The sequence below is a fragment of the Sphingomonas sp. 28-62-20 genome (assembly GCF_002281505.1).
Genome location: NZ_NCGH01000022.1, coordinates 13,710 through 25,678, shown reverse-complemented (window position 1 = coordinate 25,678; position 11,969 = coordinate 13,710). Strand labels below are relative to the sequence as shown.

Below are 11,969 nucleotides of genomic sequence, written 5' to 3'. Positions count from 1 at the left end.
TCACCAGTAGAAAAAGACGCTGACGACATGCGCAGTGAGCGCGGCGATCAGGATGAAGGTCACGGGCACATGGATATAGAGCCACAGTTCGAGCAGCGCTTTCAGCCGCAAATGCCGCCGCATTTGGCCAAGCGCCGCCTGTTTGCGATCGAGCAGCTCATCGACTCGCTTGATCGCTGGGTCTCTGCCATCACTCTGATCGGCCGAAATTTTGCGTACCGTGCGATAGGCGCGCTGGGTGGCGCAGCGCCGGTCATGACCGGTCAGGCGCACCCACAGCCCGCCGCCAAACGGATCCTGCTCAAGCGAGCCGAGTACCACGCGCGACAGCTGGGCATCGAGCGGCTGGGCGGCATCATGGAGCTGCCGATCGACCGCGCGGATCGATTCCAGCATCTGCCCCTCGGTCATCGACTGGCGATTGTTGCTCAGCGCTGACGGGATGGTCGCATAGGCACTCACCCCCCAGATACCCGACAGGATCACCACCATCATCAGCGCATAGGCCAGCGTGTGAACGTTCCAACCCAGCTGAAAACCCGTGTGTAGCGTCGCGATGACGATCAGACTAAGCCCAAGATAGACATGCGCGCTGGTCCACGCCTTAAGCGACCAGCGGCCACTCGTCATCGCGCGTTTGCGAATGCCAAGCATCGTCAGCCACAGGATCAGCAACAGCCCGATCGTGCCAAGCGTATAGCCATACCAGCTACCGCCATTGGGCCGCGGCCGAATGTCGATGAACAGATAAGTGAGCAGCGCGGTAGCCGACAGCACCAGCGACAATTTGAGCCATCGGAAGCCTGCATAGCGCAGGAATCCTTCATGCTCAGTAGTGCCCTGTTGGTGCCGCGGACCGCGGGCGGCAGCGCGACTAGCTATGACCGGTCCTCCTCTTGCAACCCGGCAATGGTCAGGAAGCTTTCCGGCGCAATCCGGATCGCCGCGCCCGTCGGGCAGGCGCGCACACAGGCTGGTCCGCCCTTGATTGACGAGCACATGTCACATTTTACGGCTTTTTTTGGCACGTCGACGCCAGGCGTGGCATGTTTGTAGCGCCATTTTTTCGATGGCTCGCCTGGTCCAGGGCCTTTGCCAAACATCATCCAGCTCAGCAGGCCCGGCTTGACGGGCGGCCGTGCCTCCATACGGATCACGCCATAGGGGCAATTGCGCTGGCAATTACCGCAGCCGATACAGCTGTCTTCGATAAAGACCTCGCCGTTCGAACCACGCTGAATCGCATTGGGGGGGCAATCGGCCATGCAATGGGGGTGCTCGCAGTGCCGACAGCTGGTCGGCACATGGAGGTGGGCATAGGTTTTGCCGGCTTCACGATCGAGTCGCGACAGACCTTCATGGCTATCCGCACAGGCTTTTTCGCAATTGTCGCAGCCAACGCACAGCTTCTCATCGATGAGCAAAACGTCGGTCGCCTCGCCGATGCCATTGTCGACCAAAAAACGCGCGGTTTCGGAATGGACGTTGAACACCGCCGAATGGCTGTCTTTGCGGCTTTCGACAAAGGCGTGGACATTTTCCGTCCCGGCCATGTCGGTGCGGACCTTGTCCATGAGCGCGGGTTTGGCCGCAAGCAGCCGCGCAAACGCCGCCCCTTGCAGCTTGATGACTTCGGATTTGACCGCCGCGCGCACTGTCTTGGTACGCCGCCCGCCATGAATCAACGACAAGGCACCGACATAGGTGCTGGCCGGCTGATAGGACAGAAATACCGGTTTGCCCGCGACATTCTTCTCGACGATCATGCTGCCGATCCGGATCACGAACACATCGTCGCTGGTGTCGCCTTCAGTGATAATCGCTTCACCGGCGCGGACATTGACGATCTCATGCGTGTCGAGCACCTCGACCAGATCGCTGGCCAGCAGCCCCGATTTGAACATCTGCAACAATTGCCGCTCAACCGAGATGCGGGTAACCGCGCGCTTGGCCGCGGGCACCGACGCCATCAGCTTCAGCGCCGCGGTGCGCGACACTTCGACGATCGTACAATCCGTGCCCGCGCGCACCGTGGCACCCCGGCGACGGCCCGAAATCAGGCCGACTTCCCCAAAAATCGATCCTTGCGGGATCGGAATGGTGATCGACGGATCGGCTGGGTTGACCTCAACCAGCACTGATCCCTGCGCGATACACAGCAGCGACGATCCCGGCTCGTTGCGCTTGATGATGATTTCCCCGGCCTTGTAGGGCCGCACTTCGGAATCAAGCACGAATTCGCGCATCTGCAGCGGCGACAGGTCGTTCAAAATCGTGATGTTGGTACGCAGCAGTTCAAGCCATTCATCGACTGACCGGCGTGATTTCTTGAACGCTTCGAACTTGGCTTCCAGCAAGGGCTCATCGGCGGGCTTCAACGTCGTATTGCCGTTGATGAACTCGATGACGTCATAGCCCTGATTCATGCAGTGCTTGATCAGCGGATACCCAGCCAGCGCGCCAATCACGAAGATGCCAGCCTTGGTCGATTCGAATTCAGGCGACAATTTCGGGAAGGCTTCGCGATCAGCGCTGGTGAATTCGATGCCGCAGGATTCGATAAAGGCGCGCGGCGCGGCTGATCCCATGCGCGCGATGATCCGGTCGCACTGAATCGTTTCGGTGCCGTCGCGCGTTTCCAGCAGCAATTCGCCTTCGCGCACTTCGCCCGGCGTCGTGTTCAGCCGGACGATCACCCGCCCCTGATCAGACGCCTCGTTGAGCAATTTGACATTGGCGCTTTTGGCGCGGGCAAAATCAGCCGACCGATTGAGGATGGTGACGACATTGCCCTGGGCCTTGTCCGCGGCCAGACCCAGCGCGTTTTCGATCCCCGCATCGCCCGAGCCAATCACGGTGATATGTTCATCGACATATTCGCCGGGGTCATCGAGCTGATATTGGACATGCGGCAATGCCGCGCCCGGGCAGCGCATCAAATTGGGATTGCCCTGGGTGCCAATCGCTAGCACCACGCATTCGGCGTTGATCACCGTGCCATCGGTGAGCGCCAGCGCGAAATCGCCCCGGTCGCCGGTGATTGCCTTTACTTCGCTGCGATAGCGGACGTTGACCTTATTGCTGACGGCCTGTTCGTCCCAGGTTTTCAGGATGACTTCGCGCTTACCAGCATCAAAATCGAGATCAGACCGCAGCACCAGCTTGGCAGGCGTGGCCATCACATGTTTGCCCTTCTGATACTTATAAATCGTATCAGAAAGGTGATCGGTCTTTTCGATCAGCACGTGCGACAGGCCGAGCTGTGCGGCACGCGCAGCAGCACTTAACCCGGCGGGACCCGAGCCAATTATCGCGACTCTAACGCGATCCGCCATTGTCTATGTCCCCCATTTAGCGACCCAGTGGAGCCCCCGCTCCCAGGCCACAGCAGAAATGCGCTTTACCGCAACTGGCCATTCACTACCATGCAAGCTACGTCGCGTCACCCCTGATGGGCACGCGCAATGGGTGAGTGATGGTTACGAAAAATAATCCCGTAGTAAGAGGACAATGGGTGCTTCTCGCGGCCGGTTTGGCCCTGATTTTGGCCGTCGGTTATTCGGTAATGCGGCAAAAAAGTACCGAATCAGCAGCGCCCCCAATCGCCAAAGCCGGCTCGATTCCGACTCAGGGCAATGACATAGAATTGCTGCAGGCGCGCGCCCAGGCATCGCCTGGTGACGCCAATAACTGGGCTACCCTTGGTGATGCGCTGTTCGCCAAAGGCCGGTTTGATGAAGCCATTGTCGCGCTGGAAAAAGGCAGCGTCGCAGCGCCCGATCGCGCCGATATCTGGTCAGCGCTGGGCGAGGCACGCGTGATGGCGAGTCCGCGTGATCCAATGCCCTCAGCGGCATTGACGGCGTTTCGCAAAGCGCTGACGATCGATCCCAAGGATCCGCGCAGCCGCTATTTCACCGCCGTTGCGCGCGATCTTCGCGGCGAGCATCAAGGGGCAATCGACGATTGGCTGGCGCTGCTGAAGGATACGCCGCCCGGTGCGACATGGGAAAATGATCTCCGCCGGACGATCACGCAGGTGGCCAAGATCAACAAGATCGACGTGACCGAAAAACTGGCGGCATTGGCACCGACGAGCAACCATCCCGCCATGCCCAGCGGCCTGATTGGCGGGGCGGCCATTCCGGGACCGTCAGCCGAGCAGATTCGCGCTGCTGCCGCCCTGACGCCAAGCCAGCAGGATTCAATGGCGCAGCAGATGGTCAGCCAACTGGAGGGCAAGCTGCGCGCCAATCCCGGCAATCTTGATGGCTGGGTGATGCTGATGCGCAGCCGCAAGACCTTGGGCGAAGAAGCCAAGGCATCGCGCGCCCTGGCCGACGCCATCGCGGCGAACCCAGCGGCGGCGGCACGGTTGCAGAGCGAAGCGGCGGCGTTGGGGATTGCAAAGCTTTAGCGCTGCAATATCGTCGATGATGGCTCCGCCCAGCCTTAGCTGGGAGGCACGCTGGAGCGGGCGAAGGGATTCGAACCCTCGACCCCGACCTTGGCAAGGTCGTGCTCTACCCCTGAGCTACGCCCGCTCTGGCGCCTAGGTCCGCTACGTACGCGGACCGGGTGAGGGCGGGCTGCTAGCATCGGTCTACGGGGATGGCAAGCCCGCAGATCGCAATTGGTTGCGCCCATCAAAAAGGCTTGGCTTCAACCGCCAACCCCCCACATAAGGCCTGATCATCTTTTCAGCCGATACGGCACAGGAGCAAGACGTGGCTACTCTGGGCATGAGCACCGCCGAGCGCGAGGCAATCGAGGCATTCCGCCGCGATGTTGTCGAGCCGTCGATGACCAAATTGGTCATCATCGATTTCTGGGCGGAATGGTGCGGGCCCTGTAAAGCGCTGACGCCGCTGCTCGACAAGGTCGCCGCCGCTTATGCCGACAAGGGCGTGGTGCTGGCCAAGATCGATACCGACAAGAACCAGTTCATCGCCGCCCAGTTCCAGATCCGGTCGATCCCGACGGTCTATGCGATGTTCCAAGGACAGCTGGTCGCCGACATGACCCCGGCGCGGACCGAATCAGCGCTGCGCACCATGATCGATCAATTGCTGCGGCAATTGCCGATCACAAATGAAGAGGCAGCGGCCGAGGCGGAGATTGAACCGCTGATCGCCATGGCCGAACAGGTGCTGGCCGAGGGCGATGGCGAGCGCGCGCTATCGATCTTCGATCAACTGATCGAGCTCGCGCCCGATCATGCCGCGGTTCTGGCCGGGCGGATTCGGGCGCTGGTTGCCATCGGCCAGACTGATGCGGCCGAGGAAGCGATTGCGGCCTTGCCGGACGATGTTGCCAAGCTGCCCGAGATATCGCGCGCCAAGGCGGCGATTGCGTTAGCGCGCGAAGCCAAGCCGGTTGATGATCTGGTCGGGCTGGCGGCAAAGGTTGCTGCCAATCCCGCCGATATGGCGGCGCGCTATGAACTGGCCGGTGGGCAGATGGCGATTGGGGACCGCGATGCCGCCGCCGATAGCCTGCTGGCGATGATCGCAGACGATCGCGACTGGCAGGAGGGGGCAGCCCGGCAACGGCTGCTCAAACTGTTCGAAGTGGTTGGGCTGGAGGATCCCTGGGTGTCAGCGCAGCGGCGCCGGCTGTCGGCGATTTTGTTCGGATGACGATCGCCCGCACCACCACCCGCTTGTCGGTGTTTCCGCTGCCCGGCGCGCTGCTGTTCCCGCGCATGCATTTGCCGCTGCATATCTTTGAGGAACGCTACAAAGCGTTGATGAGCGACGCCATGGCCCGTGATCGGCGGATCGGCATGGTGCAGCCGCGGGCAGAGGGCAATCCGCCGCCCCTGTTCGAGATTGGCTGTGTCGGCAAGATCGGGCAGTTCGAGATGCTCGATGACGGGCGCTATAATCTGGTGCTCGAAGGGCTGTCGCTGTTCCGCATCGTCCGCGAGCTCGATGTCGCCACGCCGTTTCGCCAGGTTGAGGCGGCATTGATGCCGATGCCCGATGCGCAGGAAATCCTGTCGCTGTCGGGCCGGGCCGCGTTGGAGATGGAAGCGCGGCGCTTTGCCGATTTGCAGGGCTATGCAGTCGATTGGGAGGCCGTTGGCCGACTGGACGACGAATCGCTCGTCAATGGCGTTGCCCAGATCGCCCCGTTCGATGTCGCGGCCAAACAGGCGCTGCTCGAATCAGCCAGCCTGGAGGACCGCGCCGAGCTGATCGTTCAGCTGATGCAGTTTTTCGGTCGGCATGACGGCGAGGATTCGGTGACGCTGCAATGAGCGATCCGATGAGCGATTTGGCCGCTATCGATCCGTGGCTGTTGTCGATCCTCGTCTGCCCGATGACACGCACGGCGCTGCGGTATGATCAGGCCGCGCAGGAGCTGATTTCGGATGCAGCGGGCCTTGCCTATCCCGTGCGAAATGGCGTGCCAGTTATGCTGGTCGAGGAAGCGCGAGCATTGCCTAAGATTGGGAGCTAGGCGGATAGAGGTTCGGTCGATAAGCTCGAGCGATGGGTGCATCTTTCATTGCCTTATTGGATCACTGGCAGAGCTTAGTCAGCGGCTTATTGGCCGTGGGTGGCGGCGCGTTTGTTTTGATTCAAGGCCGATTCGATCGCGAGGAACGCGCACGCGAGCGCCTTTCAGAGAAGCAAAAGGAAACTAACGAGATTGATGCCCTGCTGCTTCGGCTTCGAGCCCTGTCGATAGACCTGCTTGAGTCACTGCGACAATATCAGGTGGCTGTACTTGATGTTGCCCAGGCACTTGATCGTGGTGAAATTGACGTCGATCTGCCGAGACCGATTAAAGTGACAACCGTCTTCTCTTTGATTCTCGCTCAGCTCACTACGAAGGCTGTTCCACCGGAGTTGTATCTCCTACTCTCACGCCTGATCGAACAGGCTAATAGCGCTGAAGAAGATATGAGGCGGCTATTGATTGCGCTTGGCAAGACAGTTACTGAACATAGAAGTCCTGAATTGGGATTTTGGCCGGATGAACGAAAGGTATCTGCTGAGCCAGCAGTCGATAACGCGAGCTATGCTGCAGAAGCGTTGTCTGACCTCGTTGATCAATTGATCACGTTAGTTGATCAAATAGTGGTAGGGAGAACTAAATAATGGCCGTATCTTTTGCGCTCGTGACCAATAGATGGCGAGACTGCTCTATCAATGCAGGCACTAAGCGCCAAATATATGACATTTTGGCTCGCCATGGTCAGTCTGGATGCCGCAGTGCCATTGGAATTACCGAGATTAGTCGGGAAACGCATCCAGACCATGGCACCTTAGTTGTTTGTCTTTACGATAAATACATAATTAAATTCCAGTGTGACCCTGCTCGTTCCCTGACTCGGGTCGTCTATATGACCCATGTTGCGGTGGCTGATCGGATGGCAATCTTGAGCGCTAATCCATCGCTGACGGATCATGGGTTTGTTCACGCTCGCGATCGGCGACAGTTGCGACTCGTTTCCTAAACCATCTCGCCCTGCAGGAGCTTGGGCAAATCGCCGCTTTCGCCCCGCGCTTCGGCCATGAAGCGTGCTTTCAGGGGCGGGATCGCTTGCACCGCGCTCAGGCCAAATCGGCGGACCGCGCTGGCGGCCTTGCCGGGCACGCCGAACAGCCGGTTGAGCGTGTCGGTCGCCATCGCCACCATCAACGTGTCGAGCCCGCGCCAACGTTCATAGCGCGCGAGCAATTGCGGATCGCCAAGGTCCATCCCCAGCCGTTTGCCGTCAACCAGCACCTCGGTCAGCGTCGCGACATCGCGAAAGCCGAGGTTGAGCCCCTGCCCGGCGATTGGATGGATGCCGTGCGCTGCATCCCCGACCAGCGCGAGCCGTTCGGCGGTGATCTGGGCGGCGTGGTGAAAACCGAGCGGATAGGTGGACCGCGGGGCGAGATTGCTGAGGGGCCCGAGAAACCCGCCCATGCGCTTTTCCGCTTCAGCCAGAAAACCACGATCGCCAAGCTTGAGCATGCCCGGCGCGTCGCGCTCGCTGACCGTCCACACCAGCGCCGAGCGGTTGCGCCCATCGACCGGCAGCAATGGCAGGATCGCAAAGGGCCCCGCGGGATAGAAAATCTCGAACGCGCAATTGTCATGCGGGCGGGCGTGATCAAAGGCGGTGATGATCGCGTTGTGGTGATATTGCCAGTGTGCGATCTTGATGCCCGCTGCGGTTCGGGTCGGCGAATTGCGCCCCTCAGCGGCGATCATCAGCGGCGCGGCGATCTCGGCACCCGACTCAAGCGTCATTCGCACGCCCGTCGAATCGCGATCGACGGTGACGGCGCGGGTGCGCATCCGCAGATCAATCGCCGGGTGCGCCGTTGCCGCCTGGTGCAGGGCCAAGCGGAGCAGCCGGTTTTCATACATGGTGCCGAGCGCGCCATCCGCTTCAGCCGGGGCGAAATCGAGCGCGCCGGGGGCAAGCCCGTCGCTGACCCGGATCGATTCGATCGGGCAGCCCTTGCCAGCGAGCAATGCGCCCACACCAATCGCATCAAGCATCCGGTGGCTGGCACTGGCAATTGCCGAGGCGCGGCCGTCAAAACTGGCGGCCAGCGTCACCGCTGGATCCGCCGGATCGACAATGATCGTGGTGATGCCGTGCGCCGCCAGCGCCAGCCCAAGGCTGCAGCCGACCAGGCCCCCGCCCAAAATAATCACATCTGCTTGATCCATGGCCCCCCTCCTAGCGGCGACAATCCATGCTGCCAATTCCCCGGCGCGCCACCCCGCCCTATAGCGGTATCAGTGGGATACGCTTGACGCCGGACTCGCGGCGCGCGATTGTGGAACATCAAGCGTACATTGGTTGAGGAAAACGCAAATGGCGAGCCAGGCGCAATCGCCCCTTTGGCGCGAAACCGTGCGACATGGTGCCCGGCGCAGCGGGACGTTGATTGGCGCGATACTGATTCTGGTGATGGTGGTGATGATCGCCGGCAGCCTGATCAGCTATCATCCGGGCGATCCGTCGCTGAGCACCGCGGCGGCGGGACCGGCGCGTAATCTGCTGGGCGCGGCTGGCGCGATGCTGGCGGATGCGCTGTTGGCACTGCTCGGCTGGCCCGTGCTGCTGATGCTGCCCTTTGGGTTGGTATTTGCAGCGCGACTGTGGCGCGATATTCCGCTCGGGCGCTGGGGCTGGACGCTGCTGAAAGGCGCGGCTGGCGCTTCATTGATGGCCACCGCGCTCTCCTTTGTGTCGGCCAGCGCCGTGAATGCGCTGCCGGCTGGTTATGGCGGTGCGATCGGGCTGGGGCTTGCCAATCTGCTGCGCTGGGGAATCGCGCAGATTGGCGATCCGACCGCCGTCTTGTGGACCGGACGCGGCGTTGGCCTGCTGGCGGGGCTTGGCGGGATTGTTGTTTATGCGCTCAGCTATGATGTCGATTTGCGCGATCGCCAATGGCAGTTCCGTCTGCCTTCGCCCCGCGACGATGCACCCGTTGCCGATTTGCGCGTCGATGAACCGGTCATGCCCGTCCGCAAGCCGATGCCGCGCGCGGTGGCGGCACCGGAAACCCGGCCCGGCCCGGTGATCGCCGATCGCGCCGTTGCCCCGTCAACCGCCAAGCCGCGCGCCAAACAGGCCTCGCTTGATCTGCGCGACAATTACCGGCTGCCACCGCTCGATCTGCTCAAACCTGCGCCCAAGACCGGCAACACCGTGATCGACAAGGCCGCGCTGGAGCGCAATGCCCGGCTACTCGAATCGGTGCTCGATGATTTCCATGTGAAGGGTAACATCGTCGAGGTGCGCCCCGGCCCGGTCGTTACCATGTATGAGCTTGAACCGGCGAGCGGCATCAAGGCCAGCCGCGTGATCCAGCTTGCCGACGATATCGCCCGCAACATGTCGGCCATTTCGGCGCGCGTCGCGACGATCCCCGGGCGCAGCGTGATCGGCATCGAACTGCCCAATGCCAAGCGCGAAACGGTCAATCTCCACGAGCTGGTCGGCAGCCAGAGTTTTGAGGATCAATCAGCGCAGCTGCCGATCATTCTGGGCAAGAATATCGCCGGCGATCCCGTCATCGCCGATCTCGCGCCGATGCCCCATTTGCTGGTGGCGGGAACGACCGGATCGGGCAAATCGGTCGGGCTTAACTGCATGATCCTGTCGCTGCTGTATCGGCTGACCCCCGATCAGTGCCGGATGATCATGATCGATCCCAAGATGCTCGAACTATCAATGTATGCCGATATTCCGCACCTGCTCGCCCCCGTCGTCACCGAACCGGGCAAGGCGGTGCGCGCGCTGAAATGGGCGGTCGAGCAGATGGAGGATCGCTACCGGATGCTCGCCTCGGTCAATGTCCGCAGCCTCGCCTCGTTCAATGACAAGGTGCGCGCCGCCAAGGCCAAGGGGCAACCGCTCGGTCGCAAGGTCCAGACCGGTTATGACCCAGCGACCGGCCAGCCCATTTATGAGGAAGAGCAGCTCGATTTCCAGCCGCTGCCGCAGATCGTGATCATCGTCGACGAACTCGCCGATCTGATGATGACCGCGGGCAAGGAAGTCGAGTTCCTGATCCAGCGGCTCGCACAAAAGGCACGCGCGGCAGGCATTCACCTGATCATGGCGACGCAGCGCCCCTCGGTCGATGTCATCACCGGCGTGATCAAGGCCAATCTGCCGACGCGAATCAGCTTCCATGTCACCTCAAAGATCGATTCGCGGACCATCCTGGGCGAACAGGGCGCCGAGCAGCTGCTGGGGCGCGGCGACATGTTGTATATGCCCGGCGGTAAACAAATTGCGCGCGTCCACGGCCCGTTCGTGACCGATGACGAAGTCCAGGCGGTCGCCAATCATTGGCGCGGCCAGGGCCAGCCCGATTATATCCAATCGGTGACCGAAGAGCCCGAAGACGGTTTCGCGCTTGATGGGGCGCCCGATGGCGAGGATTCGGCTGAGGATCAGCAGTATCGCAACGCCCGCCAGCTGGTCGCCGAGAGCCAGAAGGCATCCACCTCCTGGCTGCAGCGCCAGCTGCGCATCGGCTATAACAGTGCGGCACGGCTGATCGAGCGGATGGAGAAGGACGGGCTGGTTTCCAGGCCCGATCATGTCGGGCGGCGCGAAGTGCTGATGGATCAGGAAGGGCGTCCACTATAGGACGCTGGCCAATGCCGATCTGCCAATGCGGAACCCAGATGGTTCACGACCAGTTCAACGCTGATGGCCGATGGCAGCCACAGATTGCCGCCAGGCTGATTGCCGGAGATTGATGACGTGACCCTAAAGCCCCTTTTTGCGCTGCCCTTGCTGCTGGCGGTCCCGGCTGCCATTGCCGCGCCTGCAACCGGGGAGCTGGCGCAGGTGCAGGATCATTTGCGCGCCGTCGACAGCATGACCGCGGATTTCGCCCAGACCGATCGCAACGGCAAAACCCTGGGGGGCGTGCTGACCTTGAAAAAGCCCGGCAAGATCCGTTTCCAATATGAAAAGGGTGTGCCAATCCTGATCGTGGGCGACGGCAAGGCCCTGTGGTTTCTGGATTATTCCGTCCGACAGAAGCAGCGTTGGCCGATTGGAAATTCGCCGCTGGGCGTGTTGCTTGATCCGAGCAAGGACGCAACGCGCTTTGCCAAAGTGCTGCGAGGCGGCGATCCGCGCACGATTTCAGTCGAGGCGCGCGATCCGCGCCATCCCGAATATGGCCAGATCACCCTGTTTTTTCAGCGCAACCCCGCCGCGCCAGGCGGGCTGATGTTGCAAGGCTGGATAGCATTGGATGCGCAGAATAACCGCACCACGATCCGGCTGTCGCGCCAAGTGTTCAACGGCGCTGTCGCCGACAACGCCTTTCGCTGGCGCGATCCGACCGCCATAGGGGGCCGCAACTGAATTTCTGACAGCCCGATTTTCATTCATATTGGCGACAGCTTTGCCACGCTAGAGGGGAATGGCGAATGAGATCAAGCCGGGATTTCCCCCCTGTTACCCGGCTCCCTATCTC

Annotated in this window: 10 protein-coding genes and 1 tRNA gene; 7 read left to right on the top strand and 4 right to left on the bottom strand. The window is 61.3% G+C overall.

The window, feature by feature from the left end; translation table 11 throughout:
- Positions 1-882 (bottom strand): hypothetical protein, encoded by an 882-nt coding sequence (locus tag B7Y43_RS16080; protein WP_374132701.1) that lies wholly within the window; start codon positions 880-882, stop codon positions 1-3.
- Entirely contained in the window at positions 879-3,335 is a 2,457-nt protein-coding gene (locus B7Y43_RS16075; protein ID WP_374132688.1) for an NAD(P)-binding domain-containing protein, read from the bottom strand. Before B7Y43_RS16075 ends, B7Y43_RS16080 begins: the two co-directional genes overlap by 4 nt.
- A gap of 230 nt (positions 3,336-3,565) precedes the next feature.
- Between B7Y43_RS16075 and B7Y43_RS16070 the strand changes: the two genes are divergently transcribed.
- Positions 3,566-4,417 carry a tetratricopeptide repeat protein gene (locus tag B7Y43_RS16070; protein ID WP_374132687.1) on the top strand — a complete coding sequence of 284 codons (852 nt, stop codon included), beginning with the start codon at positions 3,566-3,568 and terminating at the stop codon, positions 4,415-4,417.
- Between the two features lie 52 nt (positions 4,418-4,469).
- Here B7Y43_RS16070 and B7Y43_RS16065 read toward each other — a convergent pair.
- Positions 4,470-4,544 (bottom strand) — tRNA-Gly (locus B7Y43_RS16065).
- A gap of 198 nt (positions 4,545-4,742) precedes the next feature.
- Between B7Y43_RS16065 and B7Y43_RS16060 the strand changes: the two genes are divergently transcribed.
- The 4 genes from B7Y43_RS16060 to B7Y43_RS16045 are packed head-to-tail and all read left to right on the top strand — an operon-like array spanning position 4,743 to position 7,109.
- Positions 4,743-5,639: a tetratricopeptide repeat protein gene (locus B7Y43_RS16060; RefSeq protein WP_374132700.1), complete on the top strand. Its 897-nt coding sequence runs from the start codon at positions 4,743-4,745 to the stop codon at positions 5,637-5,639.
- Positions 5,636-6,262: an LON peptidase substrate-binding domain-containing protein gene (locus B7Y43_RS16055; RefSeq protein WP_374132686.1), complete on the top strand. Its 627-nt coding sequence runs from the start codon at positions 5,636-5,638 to the stop codon at positions 6,260-6,262. Before B7Y43_RS16060 ends, B7Y43_RS16055 begins: the two co-directional genes overlap by 4 nt.
- Before the next feature lie 8 nt (positions 6,263-6,270).
- Positions 6,271-6,465 carry a Trm112 family protein gene (locus B7Y43_RS16050; RefSeq protein ID WP_374132685.1) on the top strand — a complete coding sequence of 65 codons (195 nt, stop codon included), beginning with the start codon at positions 6,271-6,273 and terminating at the stop codon, positions 6,463-6,465.
- A gap of 32 nt (positions 6,466-6,497) precedes the next feature.
- Entirely contained in the window at positions 6,498-7,109 is a 612-nt protein-coding gene (locus tag B7Y43_RS16045) for a hypothetical protein (RefSeq protein ID WP_374132684.1), read from the top strand.
- 355 nt (positions 7,110-7,464) lie between these two features.
- On the opposite strand, the gene B7Y43_RS16040 is transcribed toward B7Y43_RS16045, so the two are convergent.
- On the bottom strand, positions 7,465-8,682 hold the full coding sequence (locus B7Y43_RS16040) for a UbiH/UbiF/VisC/COQ6 family ubiquinone biosynthesis hydroxylase (RefSeq protein WP_374132683.1): 1,218 nt from the start codon (positions 8,680-8,682) through the stop codon (positions 7,465-7,467).
- Positions 8,683-8,830: 148 nt separating this feature from the next.
- Here B7Y43_RS16040 and B7Y43_RS16035 point away from each other — a divergent pair, with 148 nt between their 5' ends.
- Together B7Y43_RS16035 and B7Y43_RS16030 are read left to right on the top strand one after the other, a co-directional pair.
- Positions 8,831-11,125 (top strand): DNA translocase FtsK 4TM domain-containing protein, encoded by a 2,295-nt coding sequence (locus B7Y43_RS16035; protein ID WP_374132682.1) that lies wholly within the window; start codon positions 8,831-8,833, stop codon positions 11,123-11,125.
- 117 nt (positions 11,126-11,242) lie between these two features.
- Positions 11,243-11,857, top strand: a complete 615-nt coding sequence (locus B7Y43_RS16030; protein WP_374132681.1) for an outer membrane lipoprotein carrier protein LolA — start codon at positions 11,243-11,245, stop codon at positions 11,855-11,857.
- Positions 11,858-11,969: the final 112 nt, after the last annotated feature.

What these genes read in the sequence shown, in the direction of transcription:
- B7Y43_RS16075 (WP_374132688.1), bottom strand. Translation starts at nt 3,335, where the DNA reads ATGGCGGATCGCGTTAGAGTCGCGATAATTGGCTCGGGTCCCGCCGGG.
- B7Y43_RS16070 (WP_374132687.1), top strand. Translation starts at nt 3,566, where the DNA reads ATGCGGCAAAAAAGTACCGAATCAGCAGCGCCCCCAATCGCCAAAGCC.
- B7Y43_RS16060 (WP_374132700.1), top strand. Translation starts at nt 4,743, where the DNA reads ATGAGCACCGCCGAGCGCGAGGCAATCGAGGCATTCCGCCGCGATGTT.
- B7Y43_RS16055 (WP_374132686.1), top strand. Translation starts at nt 5,636, where the DNA reads ATGACGATCGCCCGCACCACCACCCGCTTGTCGGTGTTTCCGCTGCCC.
- B7Y43_RS16050 (WP_374132685.1), top strand. Translation starts at nt 6,271, where the DNA reads ATGAGCGATTTGGCCGCTATCGATCCGTGGCTGTTGTCGATCCTCGTC.
- B7Y43_RS16045 (WP_374132684.1), top strand. Translation starts at nt 6,498, where the DNA reads ATGGGTGCATCTTTCATTGCCTTATTGGATCACTGGCAGAGCTTAGTC.
- B7Y43_RS16040 (WP_374132683.1), bottom strand. Translation starts at nt 8,682, where the DNA reads ATGGATCAAGCAGATGTGATTATTTTGGGCGGGGGCCTGGTCGGCTGC.
- B7Y43_RS16035 (WP_374132682.1), top strand. Translation starts at nt 8,831, where the DNA reads ATGGCGAGCCAGGCGCAATCGCCCCTTTGGCGCGAAACCGTGCGACAT.